The 20,445-nt window shown below is 45.3% G+C and carries 12 protein-coding genes; 5 read left to right on the top strand and 7 right to left on the bottom strand.

The features are described 5' to 3' along the window. Positions 1 to 50 precede the first annotated feature (50 nt). Positions 51 to 1,118 (bottom strand): efflux RND transporter periplasmic adaptor subunit, encoded by a 1,068-nt coding sequence (locus tag NFI81_RS22590; protein WP_234615745.1) that lies wholly within the window; start codon positions 1,116 to 1,118, stop codon positions 51 to 53. Between the two features lie 204 nt (positions 1,119 to 1,322). Between NFI81_RS22590 and NFI81_RS22585 the strand changes: the two genes are divergently transcribed. After that, the gene (locus NFI81_RS22585) at positions 1,323 to 7,337 is read left to right on the top strand and encodes an alpha-2-macroglobulin family protein (protein WP_234615744.1); all 6,015 of its coding nucleotides are present in this window, start codon (positions 1,323 to 1,325) and stop codon (positions 7,335 to 7,337) included. A gap of 24 nt (positions 7,338 to 7,361) precedes the next feature. Here NFI81_RS22585 and NFI81_RS22580 read toward each other — a convergent pair whose 3' ends face one another. From NFI81_RS22580 to NFI81_RS22565, 4 genes are all read right to left on the bottom strand, one after another. Further along, positions 7,362 to 8,576 carry a DegT/DnrJ/EryC1/StrS family aminotransferase gene (locus NFI81_RS22580; RefSeq protein ID WP_234615743.1) on the bottom strand — a complete coding sequence of 405 codons (1,215 nt, stop codon included), beginning with the start codon at positions 8,574 to 8,576 and terminating at the stop codon, positions 7,362 to 7,364. Between the two features lie 133 nt (positions 8,577 to 8,709). Next, positions 8,710 to 10,428 (bottom strand): SusD/RagB family nutrient-binding outer membrane lipoprotein, encoded by a 1,719-nt coding sequence (locus NFI81_RS22575; RefSeq protein ID WP_234615742.1) that lies wholly within the window; start codon positions 10,426 to 10,428, stop codon positions 8,710 to 8,712. A gap of 48 nt (positions 10,429 to 10,476) precedes the next feature. Next, positions 10,477 to 13,821: a SusC/RagA family TonB-linked outer membrane protein gene (locus NFI81_RS22570; protein ID WP_234615741.1), complete on the bottom strand. Its 3,345-nt coding sequence runs from the start codon at positions 13,819 to 13,821 to the stop codon at positions 10,477 to 10,479. Positions 13,822 to 13,921: 100 nt separating this feature from the next. Continuing rightward, positions 13,922 to 14,140, bottom strand: coding sequence for a hypothetical protein (locus NFI81_RS22565; protein WP_234615740.1), 219 nt, complete (start codon positions 14,138 to 14,140; stop codon positions 13,922 to 13,924). 173 nt (positions 14,141 to 14,313) lie between these two features. On the opposite strand from NFI81_RS22565, the gene NFI81_RS22560 reads away from it, so the two are divergent. From NFI81_RS22560 to NFI81_RS22545, 4 genes are all read left to right on the top strand, one after another. Beyond that, positions 14,314 to 15,738: a BamA/TamA family outer membrane protein gene (locus NFI81_RS22560; RefSeq protein WP_234615739.1), complete on the top strand. Its 1,425-nt coding sequence runs from the start codon at positions 14,314 to 14,316 to the stop codon at positions 15,736 to 15,738. Positions 15,739 to 15,857: 119 nt separating this feature from the next. Further along, positions 15,858 to 16,448 (top strand): hypothetical protein, encoded by a 591-nt coding sequence (locus tag NFI81_RS22555; RefSeq protein ID WP_234615738.1) that lies wholly within the window; start codon positions 15,858 to 15,860, stop codon positions 16,446 to 16,448. A 5-nt stretch (positions 16,449 to 16,453) separates the two neighbouring features. Beyond that, complete coding sequence (locus NFI81_RS22550; RefSeq protein ID WP_234615737.1) at positions 16,454 to 17,161, top strand: peptidylprolyl isomerase; 708 nt, start codon at positions 16,454 to 16,456, stop codon at positions 17,159 to 17,161. Further along, a complete protein-coding gene (locus tag NFI81_RS22545; protein ID WP_234615736.1) occupies positions 17,161 to 18,069 on the top strand; it encodes an SDR family oxidoreductase in 909 nt (302 codons plus the stop codon). The genes NFI81_RS22550 and NFI81_RS22545 overlap by 1 nt, the downstream gene beginning before the upstream one ends. 3 nt (positions 18,070 to 18,072) lie before the next feature. Here NFI81_RS22545 and NFI81_RS22540 read toward each other — a convergent pair whose 3' ends face one another. Further along, the gene (locus NFI81_RS22540; RefSeq protein WP_234615735.1) at positions 18,073 to 18,672 is read right to left on the bottom strand and encodes a Uma2 family endonuclease; all 600 of its coding nucleotides are present in this window, start codon (positions 18,670 to 18,672) and stop codon (positions 18,073 to 18,075) included. A gap of 77 nt (positions 18,673 to 18,749) precedes the next feature. Continuing rightward, positions 18,750 to 20,396: an alpha-glucan family phosphorylase gene (gene glgP / locus NFI81_RS22535; protein WP_234615734.1), complete on the bottom strand. Its 1,647-nt coding sequence runs from the start codon at positions 20,394 to 20,396 to the stop codon at positions 18,750 to 18,752. Positions 20,397 to 20,445: the final 49 nt, after the last annotated feature.

Raw genomic sequence — 20,445 nt, 5'->3', positions numbered from 1 at the left:
GGAGATTAATGTCGGCTGACATTCGTTTTAACAAGTTCACGATTCCTTCCTCAATTCACGCGTACGGCCGTATTGGGCTTAATAGCAATAATTCCTGATGTAATGAGCGAATCGCCCGGCTGCAAACCTTCTATCACCTGAATTTTCTTATCCGTCCGCAATCCGGTCACAACCATTGCTTCCTGTGCCTTGCCGTTTTTGACAACAAACACTTTTTTTCCTTTCAAAACAGGGACTATGGCTTCGGTAGGGATCATCATGGCCGATTTATTGGCATCCAGATCGGCAAGAATTTTAACAAACATGCCTGGCACAAACCGCCCGGACGGGTTGGGCGCTATCGCCCGCACTTTCAGCGTCCGCAGACTTTCCTCCACTTTCGGATCTATCGCAAGAATTTTAGCATTGTAAGTAGAAGGATCGCCGTCGAGATTGAATTTCACCACATTGCCTACCCTGATATTCGGCGCGTATTTTTCAGGAACAGTGAAATCAACTTTCACCGGATTGCTTTGCACAATGGTTACGATGGGCGTACCCGGTGCCAGATATGCGCCTTCACTAATGTATTTCAATCCTATCCGGCCACTGAATGGTGCCCGGATCTCCGTTTTTTCCAGCTGCGCTTCCAAAACCTCTTTTTCAGCCTCCAAAATCCTGATATTATTCGAAGTCACATCATATTCTTCCAGATTGATCGCCTCCACATTCAAAAGCTTCTTTTGACGCGCTTCGATTTTCTTGGTGAGCTCCTGGTTATATGTCACCTTTTGCAACTGTGCTTGCAACTCGCGGTCATTTATTTTTCCGATAAGCTGACCTTTTTCAATGTTTGCGCCTTCCTTAATGTTCAATTTGATCAGCCTGCCCGATGCCTCTGCCATGACATTCACTTCTTCATTGGGAATGACTGTACCCGACGCAAATATCTGGTTTTCAATGGACTCCCTCTTAACAACGTATACATTCACCGGCACTGCGGCGCCTGCGGAATTGCCACCATTACTTCCACTGCCTTTCACTTCCGAGGGCTTATCCTTTCCCGGCTTGGAGAATACAAACAGCTTCCCCAGCACAAGCACAATGATTATCCCTCCAACCAGCATTATCGTACGCATAGATCAATTAAAATAAATTTCGTTCAATTCGGATATTAATAAATTATATTCCTTCAAAAGCGTTTATTAAAGATACTTCATATTGTACAAAGCGGCAATCAGTTCGTTTTTTACTTCTGTTGAATGTTAAATTATAATAACCATATGACGACATCCAGACATTGCCTCCACTATTTTATCACCCTGTTAATATGTTCCTTACCCATGTACACGCACGGACAAAATAAGATCAAAAATTATGAGGCTCAATGGAAAGTCGTTGAAGGGCATCAGCAAAAAAACCTACCGAAATCAGCCCTGGAAGAGGTCAGGAAAATTTATGATTTGGCCAAAAAAGAAAATCAGGAAGCGCAGGTTATCAAAGCCGCAGTTTACATGGTCAACTTGCAGGTTGATACGCGCGAAGATCAGCAAATAGCAGGCATTAAGGAGCTCGAAAAAGAAATTGCGGAGAGCCGCGGCGCAGCAAAATCAATTCTGACCAATTTACTCGCATCTACTTATTACAGCTATTTCCAGGACATCCGCTGGCAGGCTTATCAACGAACGGCAACGATAAATTTCAAGAAAGATGATGTGAGCACCTGGTCAACGGAAGATTTTCATCGCAAAATTTCTTCGCTTTACCTTTTGTCTATTGCCGATGAAACGCTTCTCAAACAAACCAAACTGGATGCATTTGATGCGATTATCCTCAAAGGAAACACGAGAAAGTTGCGTCCGACATTGTATGATCTGCTCACGCAAAAAGCTTTGCTATATTTCGCTTCGGACGAGCGGGACATCAAAAAGCCTTCCTATAAGTTTGAAATTGACAAAGCCTCCGCATTTGATCCTGCTGCCGACTTTATTCACCGCAAGTTTGAAACAAAAGACAGCACTTCTCTGGAGTTCTTTGCGCTGCAGTTATATCAAAAGCTGATCGCATTCCACATCAATGACCCACAGCCCGACGCGCTGATCGACATTGATCTGCAGCGGCTTCAATTCGTTCGTCAAAAATCCGTGCATCCTGACACGGACGAGCTTTACTATATGTCTCTGAGCCATTTAGCAGACCAATATCAGCAAACGTCCGCAGCCGCACAGGCCTGGTATATGAAAGCCCTTTATCATGAGCAGAAAGGAAGTTCCTTCAAACCAGGTAGCGACACAGCGAACCGTTTTGAAAGAGTGAAGGCTGCTGAGATATGTGAAAAAGTTATCAAAGAAAATCCCGAAACAGAAGGCGGGATTAATGCATATAACCTGCTTAACGGCATCAAAAGGAAAGAATTACAATTCACAACGGAGCAGGTTAACATTCCAGAAAAGCCGTTTCTGGTGCTTGTAGAAAGCAGGAATCTGGACAAGCTGTTCTTGAAAATTGTCAAAGCCACCGAGGAAATCAAGAAAAGCTTTGAAAAAAATGACATTCAGGGGACGTTCAAAATGCTCGTTAACACGCCTTCAATAAGATCTTGGGAGCAAAAACTGCCTGATACGAAGGATTTTCAGCAACATGCCGTGGAAATTAAAGTGGATGCATTGCCTGGTGGAGAATATGTGTTGTTTGCCAGCCCGGACGCCGGATTTCCCGAAAACAAGTCAGTTATCGGCATGAAGCTGCTGTATGTGAGCAACATTAGTTATGTGCAGCGGGGAGAAGATTATTTTATGCTAAACCGTGATACCGGACAGCCGCTGGCTGGTGCGAATGTTACTGTTTGGAATACCAAATATGATTACAAGTCCGGGAGTTACATTAAAAGTAGAGGCGCTTCTTATATCGCCGATAAAAATGGTTATTTCAAAAGAAAAGTAAGCAGTAAGGAACCGGAATCACAAAGCCAGATGCTGGAAATCACCCATGCGAACGACCATTTGTTTATCCGGCAGGAAACGCGCACGTACTATAACACGTTCAGCGACTCGGAGGCTGAACCAAGTGAGTCAATGATCTATCTTTTCGCAGACCGCAGTTTGTATCGGCCGGGCCAAACTGTTTATTATAAAGGCATTGCAACAAAAGGAAAAAATATTCTCCAAGATCAGACAGAGAAAATTGAGATTGAACTCAAAAATGCAAACAATGAAGTGGTGGGAAAAGCCACTAAGACGGTGAATAAATTTGGCAGTTTTTCCGGGTCGTTTGTGCTTCCTACCGGCTCATTAAACGGGCAATTTTCGATCGTTGCCGATGATGATCATCTTGTTACATTCCATGTTGAAGAATATAAGCGACCACGGTTTGCAGTTCAATTTGACACATTACGCAACTCCTACAAGCTTGGTGACACGATTAGGGTGACAGGAACGGGAACCGCTTATGCCGGAAATCAAATTGATGGTGCGAAAGTGGTTTATCGCGTTGTCCGAAACGAAAGATTCCTTTATCCCTGGCTATTCAGAAGCCGCTTTTACCCATCCGCCGAGCCGCAGGAAATCGCGCACGGCGAAACAGTTACGGACGCTTCGGGGAAGTTCAATGTCCATTTCGAAGCCATTCCCAATTTAAAAACAGATAAAAAGCGCGACCCGGTGTTTGATTACACGGTTTATGCCGATGTGACTGACATCAATGGGGAGACAAGAAGCGAGCAAACTACCGTTTCTGTGGGCTATAAGTCTATTTTGTTAAAGGCGGACATTGCTGAAAGGACCAAGGTCGACAGTCTAGCGAGCCTGAAAATTCGTACGGACAACATGAACGGTCAGTTTGTCTCTTCTCCGGTGACTGTAAAAATTGCGCGTCTATCTCCTGAAAAAAGGTTAATTAAGCCTCGATACTGGCAGCGTCCGGATCTTTTTGTCATGACCAAAGCCGAATTTATTAAAGCTTTTCCGAATGATGAATATGATGAGGAAACGGAAAAAGAAAACTGGCCGGAGCAAGATGTCGTGTTTGAGAAAACCACTCAACTCAAAGAGAATCAACCATTTTCACTCGACAAAACAAATTTCGACGCAGGTTTTTATAAAATTGAAATCACTACAAAAGATGATAGTAATGCCGAGATTAAGGATATCAGATACATTGAACTGATTGATGCTGAGCGCAATGATCTCATTTACCCTCAATACATCAGTGCGGAAGGCAGTGAAACCATTGAGCCGGGAGCGAAAACAACCATAAAATTCGCTACCACAGCAGACAATGCATTCATTATCAGCAGCTCAGGCAAAAAGACGAATCCAGACAACTTTTCATTCTATAAATTGAATATGGAAAAAAGGACGTTTGATATCACTGCATCAGAGGCAGATCGAGGCGGATTGGGGGTTGATTATATGTTTGTAAAACACAATCGTGTGCATCAATATCAGGATTTTATAAATGTTCCCTGGACTAATAAGGAACTGAAAATCGAATATCAGACATTCCGCGACAAGACATTGCCGGGAAGTAAGGAAAAGTGGACGGTTAAAATTTCGGGTTATAAAAAAGATAAAGTGGCGGCTGAAATGCTTGCCAGCTTGTATGACGCATCGCTTGATCAATTCTATCCGCATCAATGGTCGAAGCCAGCGCATTGGCCGGTTGCGACGGGGCTGGCCAGATGGGGCAATGGGCTTAGTTTTATGCAAAAAGATGCACTAGCTTTCAATTTGGCATATGCTCCCTATAAAAATTTTGAGAAACGATACGATGAGCTGATTTCGACCCAGATATGGTCTCGCGGCTACCCACGCGGCGGACGCAGTGACCGGAGTCGGGTGATGTCTATGAGTGTAGGTGTAAAAAAGAGCGGGCTGCCCTCAGAGGAAATTAAGGAATCCGTCGTTGCAGAGCCCACTTCAATAGGACAAGATGCTGCTGCATTAAATGAAGTGGTTACGGTTGGTTATGGCGTTCAAAAATCAGCTCAGAAAAGGAACGAAACTTCCACACCACCCCGGAAGAATTTCAATGAAACCGCCTTCTTCTTCCCTGACCTGAAAACGGACAAAGACGGCGCCATAACGTTTTCATTCACCATGCCGGAAGCATTGACGCGATGGAAATTGCAGGCTTTGGCGCATACGAAAGAGCTGGCAATGGGTTACAGCAGTAAGGAAATGGTCACCCAAAAAGAACTCATGGTGCAGCCCAACCCGCCAAGATTTCTGCGGGAAGGAGATCAGATTTCATTGGCTACGAAAGTTGTTAATGTGTCTGATCGCACACTGGCCGGAAAAGTATCATTGCAATTGTTTGATACGGAAAGGAATGAACCGATTGATGCATTATTCGCAAATGTGGGAAAAGAGAAGGATTTCAATGTTGCTGCCGGGCAAAGTACGGTGGCGCAATTTGCCATTAGGATCCCCGAAAACTATTCTAAAACCATTACCTGGCGCATGGTTGCGAGCGCTGGAAATCTTTCCGACGGCGAGGAAAATACATTGCCTGTGTTGTCCAACCGCATGCTGGTAACTGAGACTTTGCCACTGGCGATGCGAGGAACGGGCAGCAAGCAATTCAAAATGGAAAAGCTGATCAATTCCGCCAGTTCCAAAACGCTGACCAACCAGTCGCTAACCGTAGAATATACGAACAATCCGGCCTGGTATGCAGTCCAGGCCCTGCCTTATCTGATGGAATATCCCTATGACTGTGCGGAACAAACCTGGAATCGCTATTATGCCAATTCTATGGCAGCCAACATTGTGGCAAGCTCGTCCAGCATTGCCAAAGTGTTCGAAACCTGGCGCAAAAGTGACACAACCGCTTTGCTTAGCAATCTGCAAAAGAACCCTGAATTGAAATCATTGCTTTTAGAAGAAACACCCTGGGTCCTTGCAGCAAAAACAGAAGCAGAGCAAAAAAAGAACATTGCATTGCTTTTCGATCTATTGCGGATGACGAACGAATTGAGCAGCGCCATTGAAAAACTAAGGCAGTTACAAAATGCCGATGGAAGCTTCGCATGGTTCAAAGGCGGGCCTGACGACCGTTATATGACACAGTATATTGTAAGCGGAATCGGGCACTTACGCAAGTCAAATGCAGTCCAAAAAAGTCAGGAGGCAGAACTTGCGGCAATTATGCAAACCGCAATTCCTTACCTGGATGCCCGGATAAACAATGATTACGATAATCTCATCAAGCACAAATCCAACCTGAAAGAGTACATTCCTTCCGCATTGGCGATCCAGTATTTATATATGCGCAGCTTTTTCCCGAATCAACCGGTGCAAAACACCTTCCAAAAAGCGCATCATTACTTCGCGGAAAGGGCAAAGCTCACCTGGACCAGTCAAACCAAATATATGCAGGGCATGACTGCCATAGCACTTCACCGCTCGGGCGACAAGGCAACACCCCATGCGATCCTGAAATCACTGAAACAAACGGCCATTAATCAGGAGGAATCGGGCATGTATTGGAAAAATAACCAACGCAGCTGGTGGTGGCACGAAGCGCCCATTGAGCGACAGGCACTGCTGATTGAAGCATTTCAGGAGATTGCGAATGATGTAGTTGCTGTTAATGACATGAAAACCTGGCTTTTGAAAAACAAACAAACCAACAACTGGGAAAGTACAAAAGCCACCGCGGAAGCCTGCTATGCATTGCTGATGACGGGAAGTAACTGGATCGCGGATGACCGCACGGTTTCTGTTTTTCTTGATAAAACCAAAGTGGAGCCTGAAAAATCAGAAGCGGGAACGGGTTATTTCAAAAAGGCTGTTGAAGGGAGCGAAGTGAAAGCAGGGATGGGCAACATTGAAGTGCAGATAACCGGTGAGAAAAGCGTTTCCAATGCACCGTCGTGGGGAGCCGTCTACTGGCAATATTTTGAAGATCTTGATAAAATTACTTATTCCGAGACGCCGCTTAAATTATCAAAAACGCTGTTTATTGAGAAAAATTCAGACAATGGGCCTGTACTCACGCCTGTGAACGCAGGTGATGTCTTGCATGTGGGCGATAAAGTGAAAGTCAGGATAGAGCTTCGCGCAGACCGTGACATGGAATATGTGCACATGAAAGACATGCGTGCCTCTGGTTTTGAGCCTGTTAATGTCCTGAGCAGTTATAAATGGCAGGACGGTTTGAGTTATTACGAAAGCACAAAAGACGCCAGTACCAACTTCTTTTTCAGCACATTACAAAAAGGCAATTACGTCTTCGAATATCCCCTTTTCATCAACCAGGAAGGCAATTTCAGCAACGGCATTACCGCTATTCAATGCATGTACGCACCCGAGTTCACTTCCCATAGTGAAGGAATAAGGGTGAAGGTTGAGAAATGAATCGGTGGCAGGCAGTTTTCTTGTTCAGGAAACTGCCTGCTGAATTTTCAAGATTGCATTCGCGAACGCTTCCATATCCTCTTTTTCACCAAGCATTGCGTGCTGCAAGATCCAGACGGCGTCGGAACTGCATGCTTGTTCGGCGTTGGGGCAGTGGACCTGAGTGAAATCCACATATTCCGGGATGGCGTAGCACATGAAGTTCTTATTCTGAAAAAGGGGCTGCTTGTATAATGGGTGTGGATAACCTTTGAAACTCGGCACACCCTCAGCTGCCAGCATTGCCGCAAAATCATTTCTGGACAGGCCGCCAAACGCTGTGGAATCGTATTTAACAATATAAATGTGATAGCAATGCAGGGATATTGCTTCGTCGCGCGACAATGGTGTTATACCCTTAATTTCTGAAAGTAATTGATTCAAATACAAACCATTATCATTTCTCTTTTGCGTCTGGGCTTCCAGTCTTTTCAATTGCTGCGAAAGCAACACGGCTTGCATTTGTGTGATCCGGTAATTGCAGCCCGGGTTGTAATGATCATACCATTGCCCCCCCTCGATCCGGCCAACATTCCGCAACGAACGCATCATGGCGTATAATTCATCGTCATTGGTGATCACAATTCCACCCTCGCCCGACGTCAGGTTTTTGGACGATTGAAAGCTAAAACTGCCTACATCGCCAATAGAACCTAATTTTTTACCCTTATATTCTGCTCCATGCGCATGTGCAGCATCCTCGATCACATGAAAATTATGCCTTTTGGCAATGTCCATAATCGCATCCATATCACAGGCCAATCCGCCGAAATGCACAGGAATGATTGCCTTTGTACGTTCTGTGACAGCTGCCTCGATTGCCGCAGGGCTGATATTATATGTGTCGGGATCAATGTCCACGAAAATCGGAACGCAATTGCATTCTATTACAGACGAAGCCGTTGTAATAAACGTATAGGGAGGAACGATAACCTCGTCACCTGGCTTTACGCCACAGGCTATCAATGCAAGTCGGAGCGAAACGGAGCCGTTTACGCAGGTGATCGCATATTTGCTTCCGCAGTAATCAGCAAATTCCTGTTCAAACTTCGCGACTTCATCCCCGCAGTCAGGATTCCCCCATTTTCCGCTCTGGACGATTTCGGTAACTGCATTTACATCGCTGGCGTCGTATATCGGCCATATAAATTCCTTATTGACCGTTTTCGGGCCACCGTTTATTGCCAGTTTGTCCCTCATTTGAAAGGTGTTTTTTACGATATGATGTAAAGTGTGTGTTGTTTCAAGCAAAAACCGCAATAAGATCAAAGGCGCTAAGCTGCATTCCTTTCATTTTACTGCGGTTTTAGGCTATTGTAGTTACGAATGCCTGTTACCAGGGTTTTCCTGTGCCTTGAACAAGCCATGGTTTTGACCATTGGCTATTTTTCTTGCGCGGCCCTGAAAAGCTGGTTTCCTCCAATCTTTCTATGGCGTTTTTCACGCTTTCACCATTGTTGTTCAATTCATTGTTGCTGTAAATAAAGCGTAACGGCAATGCACGTGAAACTGGCGCTACGCCCGGAACCAGCTTAGGCAAACCCGTTCTGCGATAGTCAAACCAACCTTCTGTGGCTGCTGTCCAACTCGAAACCCATTTCTGTTCGATGATCTGAGCCTGTGTGCCGTTGTAAGCAACGCCTTTTTGTTTGATAAATGCGTCATATCCGTCTGCTACGCCCCAGGTTTGCAATGATTGCTTGATCCCATTGTTATAATGCGCAGCAGCAGCACCGGCCGCCCATCCTTTTTGTGCAGCTTCTGCCAGGATAAATGAAGATTCGGCAGCAGAGGCCAATCTAGCCTTCAAAATCCCTCCTTTATTTCCCTGATAAGTATAGTTCAACTGAGAAGCATGCTGATTCTGCACTTGCTGACCAGTGGTTGGGTTTTCGTTGAAATAGGTCGGGTCAATCATGCCCGGAGGAACGCCTACATATTCGCCGGCATTCAACGGACCATTAAATTGTTCAGGTCGGCTGGGTTTATATGTATTGGGGTTGAAATGACGGGTATACTTGTGCCCCGCGGCAATTTTTGCCCTCAATTCCTGCTCTGTGAAAGATTTTACTCCGGTAAGGATCTTTCCATCTTCGCGAATGAAGTCAGCCATTCCTTTCGCCAAAGTAGGATCTGCCACCCAGCGAACGTGAACGGGCTGAAACCAAACTTTCAAACGCGGATCGCTATTAGCAACCAGATTATTGATCAATGTCGAAGCCGGCCTTCTTCGTCTCCAGTTGGATTCGCTTACGTCAAATGCAGTTGCAGTTGGCCAGGAATTGTTTCCGTCTGTGCCAATAAAATCCATTACTGCATCGTCACCAGCATCTTTAATGTAAATGCCCGATGCGTAAACGCTCTCAATGCCTGCTTTGGCAACATCGGGAAGCTTGCCCGAAATACGCATGTAGTAGCGAAGCAACAGCGTATTGGCGAATTTTTGCCATTTCTGTGTGCTTCCATTGTAATATACATCATAAGCTGGCGCATCCCTTTCATCGCCGGTGGAGCCAAAAATCGCAGATGCTGCTTTCAAGTCCTCGATTATCCCTTTGTAGATCACTTCCTGGCTATCAAACGCAGGCAGCATTTCGCCTTCATCACCTTTTAATGCATTGGTGTAAGGTGCATCGCCCCAAAGATCCGAGATTGTTCCGAAAATGAATGCTCTCATGGTCAATGCTACGCCTTCGTGAAATTTGAATTTAGTCTCGACAGCGCGCTTGTACAGCAGGTTGTTGTTTCTCAGGAATCCATACCATGCTTTCCATTCGTCGTCTTCTTCGTTCCAGTTGTAATCGTTGAAACCGTCTTTCCAGGCATCTTCCTGGGTATGCTGGACCACACCGGCAATTCTGCCATAGCCCAAGCGCACATACTGGTTGGCAACGCCTGTCATGACCGTAGGCATGATCAGGTTAGGATTCGCGCTGTTCGGATCAACGCCATTAGGGTTCTCATTGATCTCTGTCAGGTCTTCCTTACAAGAAGAAACGACCAGCAGCGCGAGCATGAAAACGAGTTTTGGGATATGTTTTAAAATCTTCATTGCTTTATATTTAAAGTATGATGAGCAAAAGAATTTTCAGTTGAATGATCAGAAATCGAAATTCAGCTTAAATCCAAATGGAATAGTCCACGGCATAACATTCTGTCTTTCAATTCCCTGACGGAACCCGCCTTTGTTAGGATCTGCCCAGAATGCACGCTCAGGATCGATCCCGATTTTTGAAGCTGTCCACAACATAATATTTCTGGTGTAGAGCGACAGGTTGGCATTTCTTACCACGCCGAACAGGTTTGGTATTTTGTAGGACAATGTTACTTCACGCAGTTTTACAAATGATGCATCAAATGTAACCTGCTGGTTGAAGCTCCATGGATATACAGCGGTAATTGGCAGATATTTTGTGCCTGTTCCGCCCAGCCATTCATGATAATTTCCTGCCTCATCCTGCCATACGCCCGGAATAAATGCTCCGTCGCCATCCGGTCCGAAACCGCCGGTTGCAGCTGTGTGCCCTCCTACTCTCGGGAAGTTTCCGTTTTGCGGGATAATGTATTTTTCAGGGTCTGATTTCAATAAGGCAACCAGCTCATCAGGCGTGTAAAGACTTCCAGGGATCAGATTATCGATCTGGCGCTGTGATTTCCAGTCAGATTCTCCGTAGCGATAGGTGAATGACATGAATTCGCCACCTTGTCTCCAGTCAAAGCTCAAACCCAAAGAAAATCTTTTGTAAGTCAAATTAGCCTGCATACCCACAAGGAAGTCCGGATTGTAGTTACCGACCTTCACGTTGTTTTCGCGTCCGCCCAAGGCTTGCCAGTCCATATCACCGCCTTCGCCATCATAGGCAATAATTGGCCAGCGATAGTAAGGTGAATCCTTGTCCTGGACTGTTGCAAACCCGCGGCTGTACATGTTACCAATTTGTTCTCCTACGAAAGTGTAAGCGCCCGCTCCGTTTTCTGACCATTGTTCAAAATACGGGAAGTTCGGCGCCAACTCTTTTACAGTTACGCGGTTACGGCTGAAATTAGCATTCAGGTCCAGGCTCCATCCGCCTCTGTTGCTGATAGGAGTTCCACCCAAACCGATTTCCCAGCCACGGCTCACGAGCTTACCAGCGTTAATGTTCTTGCTGGCATAACCGGTTGACGGCGCCATGGGAACACTGAAAATCTGGTTTGTATTAGCCCGGTCGTAATAGGTAATGTCGAATCTCAAACGATTATTAAATAAATTCAGGTCGATTCCACCCTCTGTTGAAGTCGCGATTTCAGGTAGCAATGTCGGGTTAAGCAAATTGTCCCCCAGGTTCGCAGTGACGAGGTCACCCCAGTTTCCGGTTCCCAGGTTTGGATACAATTGGTAAGGATCCGTATCATTACCCACTTGCGCCCAGCCTCCACGGAATTTCAGTAACGAAACGGCAGACGGCATGTTGAATGTAGTGCTCGCCAACCAGCTCAACGATGCGGATGGATAGAAATAAGAGCGGTTGCTTTCAGGCAATGTGCTGGACCAGTCGTTACGCGCGGTCAAATCCAGGTAAAGCTGGTTTTTGAAGCCAATCGAACTCAACGCATACAAACTGTAAATGGCCTTCTTATAACTGCCGTTTCCTACAATCCGGTTACCAACGGGAATGTTTGAAATATTATACAATCCAGGCACAGAAAGATCCCGGCCACCCAGGTTTGAGCTGTTTCCGTGTTGCTGCATAATGTTACCTCCACCCGAAATACTTATGTCAAAATCACTAGCTTTAATGGTTTTGGTAATCAGGAAATCGGCATTGCTTTCGTTGCGACCAATATTTTCGAGATAATAACCACCTTTTGCCATGCTTTTGTAGCTCCATGGAATTTTGGTCTCGCGGTCTTCATCATACATGTCATGCGAGTAACGCGCGAAAGCGGTCAGGCCCGGGGCGATTGTCCAGTCCAGCTTAATGTTTCCGTACAAACGATCGCGTGTATACGCGTTGGTCAAATGTTTGGCAAGAAAGTAGGGATTGTCAGTTTCACCCTTGGCGACAGTCATTTGTTCGATTTCTTCCAGACCCGGCTTCCAAACGCCTTTCAGATCATTAATGTCGTAGCTGGAAGAATAATAAACCGCTTGCAACGGGTTTCCATCCCTTTCGGAAGTTTGTGGACGACTGTTTGAGCTTGAACGAACGAAATTGATATTCGTACTCAGTTTCAGATTTTTAGCCATATCAAATGTTCCTGCCAGCGACAACCCATTGCGGTAAAGATCCGAATTAGGGATCAGGCCGCGGTTGATCATATTATTGTAGGAAACCCGGTAAGTGGATTTATCTGTAGAACCCGAAACCGTCAGGTTGTTGGTTGAAGTGATTCCCGTTTGAAGGAAATTCTTCATGTTATTTTTATACGATTTTAGCTCCGTAGGAATTGGATTTCCGTTTTCGTCCAGCGGGCTGTTCCATTGCACCTCTTTATTTCCCACATCCAGCGGCAAACCGCCCCAGTAGGCAGATGATTCATCCAATTGGAAAGGTCTTTCGCCATTCGCATACTTATAATGCAGGTCCAGAAATCTGTAAGGTTTTTCAAAAACATTGGAAGTGGAGAATGAAACGCCCAGTCCTTTGCCCTTTTTACCCGATTTGGTTGTGATTAAAATAACACCATTACCAGCTCGTGAGCCATAAAGCGCTGCTGCGCTGGGCCCTTTCAAAACAGACATGCTTTCGATATCGTCGGGGTTAATGTCAGAGATCGCGTTACCATAATCGACCCGGTTGCCGCTTCCTTTTTCACTCACGTTCGCAAGGCTGTTTGCCAGAGGCACACCATCCACCACAAACAATGGCTGGTTGTTTTTCAATGACGCCGCTCCCCTGATGATAATGCTGATCGACGACCCGATGCCGCTCGTTTGGTTGATAGAAACCCCGGATACACGGCCCGAAAGCGATGTAAGCACGTTTTCATTTGCCACATTGGCAACGTCTTTACCTTCTACTTTACCCACATTGTATCCCAGCGACCGTGTTTCCCTTTTAATACCAAGGGCCGTTACAACTGCTTCCTGCAAGGTTGCCACGTTTTCTTCCAGCACCACGTCTATCACGCTTTTTCCCTGAACAGCAACTTCGGTTGTGTTGAAACCAATATAGGAAAATACGAGGACTGCATCATTGCCGTCGGCATCAATGCTATATGTTCCGGCTGCATCGGTGGTGGTTCCCAGCTGCGTCCCTTTAACCAGCACGTTAACACCAGGCACAACCGCACCGTCCACAGCGGACGTTACTGTTCCACGGACACGGGCAACGGATTGATCCTGCCCGGTATTTTTAGGTTTTTCACCGGCCAGGGCAGACGCCTCCGTTCCGGTAAAAAGCAGCATTGCGAGCAAACACCAAAATACACGTCGCATACTAATAATAGAGATTGGATCCATAATCTTTGAATTTTAGTTGATTGTCATTGGTCATGATACAGGAGAAAGTCAATAGTGAATTTGAAACAGCGTTTTCAGTTACATTACTTGGGAAATTTGCTTAAGTACTATCATTTTCGCTCTGTGAATGGCCGTTTTCACCAGGGCCGTTCGGCTGATTTTGTCTTAGCAGATAATCGAAATAAATTTCCAGCGCATCGGAATATTTTTGCTGATCCTTTTCACTGTTAATGCCTTCCAGCAATTCAGACAGTTCTTCCCCAGTGAGTTTGTTACTGATCAGTTTATTAATCAAAGTTTCAGCCCGGGAAAGTGACATAGTAATAGCTGTTAAGTCTTTGTAGGATACTCACTGTGTTTGCGAAAAGACTATTTCTGATTATATGTTTTTTTAATTGCGCAGCTATGTCAATTCAGATAACCTTATTTTTACCAAAAATTTACCATATTCAAGGAAAGCATCGTTTTTATGACGAAACAAGGCAGTGACGAATGAACCTAAAAAGACGCTATAAGACGATATATTTCCCTTTATTCGTATTACTTTTTATCCAAACCGCTTACGCGCAAACAGTCGAAACCGATACGACTGCAAAAGTTGTGGTAGGCGACATTCTGGTAGAAGGAAATCACCGCACCCGGGCCGGCATTATCCTGCGGGAAATGGCCGTTAAAACCGGTGACACATTGCAGGCACGCTCTCTTGCCGAAACATTGGAAATCGACCGAAGGAAAATTGTTAATACAAATCTTTTCATCACTGTTGATCTGCTTCCAAAAAGGAACCCGGATTCCATCCGCACGGACATTCGAATTGTAGTGAAGGAACGTTGGTATCTCATTATTGTGCCCGTTTTTCAGCTCGCCGACCGGAATTTCAATGAATGGTGGTACGAACGAAAACGCGATCTGTCGCGAACAACCTACGGCGTTTACATGAGTTACGGCAATGTGACCGGCCGGGCCGATAAGCTGCGTTTTCTGGCTGAGTTTGGTTTTATTCCAAAATTCGAAGTGGCCTATACGTTACCTTATATTGACAAAGCCCAAAAAACAGGCATCACGATCGGCTCTTCTTATTCGGTTAACAAGACAACGGCTTTCCGAACGTGGCGGGATAAGCTGCAATATTTTAATAGTGAGGACATTAACCGCGAAAGATTCTATTCCTATGTAAGCATTAGCCGCCGAAACAAATATTACACATTCCACACGGCTGATCTGCGGTGGAGTTACAGCAAAATTTCCGACACCATCGCGACCCTTAACCCTAATTATCTGCTTAACGGAAGAACCATTCAGCGTTATTTTCAGCTGACCTACACATTCAGTTATGACAAGCGGGATAATATTCAGTATGCATTGCGTGGACAAAGCCTTGCATTACAGCTCTCTAAAATCGGATTGTTGCCTACGGACGACGTAAACATGACCTATTTCTATGGTTCTTACCGAAAATACATTCCCATTTCCAAAAGATGGTTTTTCAATACAGGCGTTCGGGGAAGGGTTTCGTTGCCAAAGCGGCAGCCTTATTTGCAGACGATCGGGTTAGGTTACAGAAACGACCTTGTGCGGGGTTATGAGCTATATGTGGTTGACGGACAGGATTATGCGTTGCTGAAAAACGAATTGAAATACAAGCTCTTTTCATTCCAGAAACATTTCTCTTTTATCCCGGTCAAGCAGTTCAATACGCTTCCGCTGGCTGCTTATATCAACACTTTCGCGGACGCTGGTTATGTCAAGAACAGTTATCCGGAGTTCAGTAACACCAGGTTGGGTAACTCCATGTTGTACGGCGCCGGTGCAGGTCTTGATATTGTTACTTTTTACAATATATTGGCAAGATTCAACCTCACTTTGAACGGAAAAGGCGAGCGAAGATTCTTTTTCAATGTTTCCCGCGAATTCTGAAATCATTTTCAAAACAGGCAAATATGGCTACATTGCACATTTAATAGCCCACGTGGAATTAAAAGGCATAACTATTGTAACATTAATACTAAAATTGAATGAAAAAAACCTCTACACGCATGAAACGTTTTAAAATCGGGTTTGCGATCCTCTTTTTCGCATTAGCAATCTCTGGGTGTGATACCAAAACGAATGAAAAAACCGAAGCTGCGACCGACTCCCCGGCGGTGAAAGCGCCAACGGCGAATGATTTGAACAGCGATCAATCCGCCTTACTAAAAACCATTCTCGGAGCCGAGCGGCTGGAAGGCACAGTGCTGCGCGGCATTTCCTTTGGCGATCCGATCAGCAAAATCAAGGCTTCCGAAAATTTCGAAATGTTTGAAGAAACGGCAGACCATCTGGGTTACACGGCTGAAACTCCGCAACTGGAAACCATTGACGTACAATACTTTCTAACACCGGACAAGAAGGTGAACCGGATCACCATCGACGTTTATCTCAATAGTGCCGAGGCAACCAAACAGCTATGGAATGCCGGGAAAAATTACTTTACCAAGGATTACGATGCGCCTAAAGAAGAACCCAATAAGGTTACCTGGAACAAAAAATCGATTCGGGTTAATATGGAAGATGTTTCGAAAGGAAAGGACTTCGGGCTGAAATTCCAGTTTGTCCCAACCGATCAAAATGTACTCGCGGCAAAATAAAATTTATGAAAAACCAAAAATCATTAGTTCTGGCAGTGCTATGCCTGTTTTCTGTGGGTGTTTTTGCCCAAAAGAGCTCGAAAAAAGATGAAGTCGTGACGATCAAAACGAATTTGGGCACCATCAGGGTGATCCTGTTTGACGAAACGCCAAAGCATAAGGCCAATTTTCTAAAACTCACAAAGGATAAATTCTACGACGACCTGCTTTTCCACCGCGTTATTGACGATTTCATGATCCAGGGCGGCGATCCGAATTCGAGAAATGCCAAGCCGGACGATATGCTGGGCAAAGGCGATAACGGCTATAAAATCCCCGCGGAGTTTAGTCCGAAACTATTCCACCAAAAAGGCGCACTGGCCGCAGCGCGTGACAATAATCCCGCAAAAGAATCCAGCGGATGCCAGTTTTACATTGTGCAAGGTAGGAAATGGAGCAAAAACGACTTGAACAAGCAGGCCGCCCGCGCTGCCAGAAAGCTGACCGACTCTCAAAGGAAAGTGTATGAGGAAATCGGCGGAACGCCACATTTGGATGGCTCCTACACCGTTTTCGGTCAGGTAATCGATGGAATGGAAGTGATTGACAAGATCGGCGCAGTCGAAAAAGACGAGCGTGACAGGCCGGAAAAGGATGTTTCTATGAAAATGTCTGTCAAAAAAATGAAGAAGAAAAAGATTACCAAAAAATACGGCTGGCAATACGAAGCTTAATGCTAAAAAAACGAATACTGATCACCGGCTCCAACGGCTTGCTGGGGCAGAAACTAGTGGATCTGCTGGCTGGAAATGACGCTTATGAAATATTCGCCACTGCAAACGGTGAAAACCGGTTAAGCATTTCCGAAGGTTATCGCTATCTGGAAATGGACGTAACCAATGCTGGCCAGGTAGACGAAGTGCTCACGCAGGTAAAGCCGCACGTCATTATCCACACCGCTGCCATGACCAATGTGGATCAATGTGAAATGGAGAAAGATGCTTGCTGGAAGCTTAATGTAACAGCAGTGGAAATCCTGATCAACGCTTGTAAAAAGCACAACATTTTCCTTGAACACGTTTCCACCGACTTCATTTTTGACGGAACTTCCGGCCCGTATAGCGAGGAAGACGAGCCCAATCCGATCAGTTTTTACGGTTGGAGCAAATACGCAGCAGAAAAAGCGGTCATGCATTCCGACATTCAATGGGCCATAGCGCGCACTGTGCTGGTTTATGGTATAGCGCATGATATGAGCCGCAGCAACATTATTCTTTGGGTAAAAAAATCATTGGAAGAAGGCAAGGCGATCAAAGTCGTTACAGACCAATTCCGTACGCCAACATTGGCTGAAGACCTTGCTATGGGTTGCTTTTTAATCGCAGATCAGCGCGCAGAAGGCGTTTTCCACATTTCAGGCAAAGACTTTCTGACACCTTATGAAATGGCAATTATGACTGCAGATTATTTTGCGCTGGACAAATCGCTCATTTCTCCCACAGACGCCTCTTCTTTCACCCAACCAGCCCGCCGCCCGCCAAGAACCGGTTTTGACCTAAAAAAATCCCGGAACGTGCTCGGCTACGAACCGCACACATTCCGGGAAGGAATCGCCATTCTGGCGAAGCAGATTGGCCTTTAATGCTCAGGATTTATCAATTGCCGCAAGATCCAAGACAAAACCTGGAAAAACCGGATCGCCTGAAAGCTGGATATCAAGACTTTTTATAGTTCTTACTTCGGTGCCCTGACTATAAATAAACACTTGCTCTTTAAAACGGTCAATAAGCCAAGCAAGCTGGCAGCCATTATCGATATATTCCTGCATTTTGTCCTGCAAATATTTCAGCCCGTCGGATTGAGAGCGAATTTCAATAATAAAGTCAGGGCAAACAGGCGCGAATTTTTCTCGTTCATTATGCGATAATGCATCCCATTTTTCTTTTGTAACCCAGGACACGTCAGGAGATCTTACTGCGCCATTGGGAAGCGTAAAGCCCGTTGAAGAATCGAATAATTCACCTGCAATCTCATTGCTATCAAGCCAATTAAGAAGTTTGTTGGCAATACGTAAATTAAACTTCCCTGTAAAGCTGCCGGTCGGTGACATAAAAATGATATTTCCGTTTTTGTCCCGCTCGAAGCTTAGCATATCGTTCATCTGGCAGAACCGGAAGAACTCATCTTCACTCATGATATCCCCCACTTTGAAGGTCACGGGCATTGTGATCAGTGATGTATCCATGATGAGTATGTTTTAAGGAAGCAATTTAGCAATTTCTTAACGCTTAATGAAGCCGGCAAATTTTTGAGAACGACCGATTAATAAAGCTTTTCATAATACTCGCGAGCCATACGGTCGGAGTTGAACTCGACATTCACATCGTTCATGCTGTTGAGCACCATTTCCTGCCATTTTGTTTGGTTGGCATAGTAAGTGGGGATGACGGTGCTTTCCAGCTTCTGCATCAGATTGTCGCAATCCTGCTTGTTGATATCATCGCCTTCGGCAACTGGAAGCAAAAAGGAATTCTCGCCATCTTTCGAAAATTCACAGATCCAGCCGTCAAACGTTGAGAGGTTCAATGAGGCATTCATTGCCGCCGTCATTCCGCTTGTTCCGGATGCTTCGCGTGTAACAACGGGTGTATTAAGCCAAACGTCCGAACCGTCTTTTAACAACTTAGAAAGCGCCAGCTCGTAACCGGTGAGCACCGCCATATTGGAGAAATGATGGCTCTGGTAAAACAAATGGTTGAATGTGTCAATAGCGCCATCATCTTTTGGATAAGGCTTACCGGCCCAGATCACCTGAATGGGCTGCTCCTTGTTCTCCATCATTTTCCGGAAGCGTTCCAGATCCCAAATAAGCATATCAGGCCGTTTATAAGCGGCAAACCTGCGTGCCCAAACAATGGTGAGTACATTCGGATCAAATATTTTACCGCATTGATCGGCAACCGTTTTGAACAAAATCTTCTTCAGCTCCTTTTTGCGGGCAGCAATTTTTTCAGAATCTTTTGCGATCCGAGCGCTCTCCAGTTCACTATCAATCCAGTAAGCGTTGTTCTGCGCGTTGGTAATGTGGTCGATTTCCGCAATATTCTTATGCGACTTCCACATATGCCGGGAAACCTCGCCGTGAAGCTTGGAAACGCCATTGGCTTTTCTGCTAAGGCTTAATGCGGCCAGTGAATGGTTAAATGTATCATCCTTAATCCCGCTGATCTTACGGACCGTCCCAAGATCCAGCCCCGAAAAGAAGCCCAGCTTTTCAAGAAAATTGATGTCGTGCTTCTCATTCCCTGCTTCTTCCGGTGTATGCGTTGTAAAAACGACCCGCTTTTTTACCTCAGCTACTTTTTTATATTTTTTGAACAAATGGAAAATGGCCGAAACTGCATGCGCTTCATTAAAATGATACACTTGCGGTTCATAGCTAAGCTCTTCCAGAAGACGCGCACCGCCAATGCCGAGCACCATGCATTGCGCCACTTTATAGGTCACATCTGCATCATATAAAGAATAACTGATCGCGCGCGTTGTGTCGTCATTTCCGTCTGTGTCCGTGGTAAGTAAGAATAATGGGGCAGATTGGAAGACGTCCGGCGGCAGATAGTAGGCTGCTACCCATACGTCTTTGCCCATAACCGGGATCTGAAAACGGATTTTTGTATCAACAAGAAAGGAATACATTTTTTCCCGGAATTCGGGCTGCATACTGCCGTCCTTTTTGCGGCCCTGATCGTAATATCCATGCTTCCAGAGCATTCCAACGCCTATCAAATTCTGCTTCAATGCATATACGCTGCGCATGTGCGAGCCGGCGAGAAACCCAAGACCTCCTGAGTATATTTTTAAAGCCTGATCGACGGCAAACTCCATTGAGAAATAAACAACTGACTTTTGGTATTTTTTATCCGGAGCAAATGGATGCTTATAAGGAAGTGAAAATGTTTGTTGTGACATTAACAGGCAGATTTTTAGTGGAAAAACATAAAGTTAAAAAATCAAGCCA

Origin of the sequence: Dyadobacter fanqingshengii (assembly GCF_023822005.2) — a bacterium.
Lineage (GTDB): Bacteria > Bacteroidota > Bacteroidia > Cytophagales > Spirosomataceae > Dyadobacter > Dyadobacter fanqingshengii.
This window is presented reverse-complemented; position numbering and strand designations above follow the sequence as displayed.

Excerpts from the sequence above, each read along its gene's own strand:
- NFI81_RS22590 (WP_234615745.1), bottom strand. The coding sequence starts at position 1,118 with ATGCGTACGATAATGCTGGTTGGAGGGATAATCATTGTGCTTGTGCTG.
- NFI81_RS22585 (WP_234615744.1), top strand. The coding sequence starts at position 1,323 with ATGTACACGCACGGACAAAATAAGATCAAAAATTATGAGGCTCAATGG.
- NFI81_RS22580 (WP_234615743.1), bottom strand. The coding sequence starts at position 8,576 with ATGAGGGACAAACTGGCAATAAACGGTGGCCCGAAAACGGTCAATAAG.
- NFI81_RS22575 (WP_234615742.1), bottom strand. The coding sequence starts at position 10,428 with ATGAAGATTTTAAAACATATCCCAAAACTCGTTTTCATGCTCGCGCTG.
- NFI81_RS22570 (WP_234615741.1), bottom strand. The coding sequence starts at position 13,821 with ATGGATCCAATCTCTATTATTAGTATGCGACGTGTATTTTGGTGTTTG.
- NFI81_RS22565 (WP_234615740.1), bottom strand. The coding sequence starts at position 14,140 with ATGTCACTTTCCCGGGCTGAAACTTTGATTAATAAACTGATCAGTAAC.
- NFI81_RS22560 (WP_234615739.1), top strand. The coding sequence starts at position 14,314 with ATGAACCTAAAAAGACGCTATAAGACGATATATTTCCCTTTATTCGTA.
- NFI81_RS22555 (WP_234615738.1), top strand. The coding sequence starts at position 15,858 with ATGAAACGTTTTAAAATCGGGTTTGCGATCCTCTTTTTCGCATTAGCA.
- NFI81_RS22550 (WP_234615737.1), top strand. The coding sequence starts at position 16,454 with ATGAAAAACCAAAAATCATTAGTTCTGGCAGTGCTATGCCTGTTTTCT.
- NFI81_RS22545 (WP_234615736.1), top strand. The coding sequence starts at position 17,161 with ATGCTAAAAAAACGAATACTGATCACCGGCTCCAACGGCTTGCTGGGG.
- NFI81_RS22540 (WP_234615735.1), bottom strand. The coding sequence starts at position 18,672 with ATGGATACATCACTGATCACAATGCCCGTGACCTTCAAAGTGGGGGAT.
- glgP (WP_234615734.1), bottom strand. The coding sequence starts at position 20,396 with ATGTCACAACAAACATTTTCACTTCCTTATAAGCATCCATTTGCTCCG.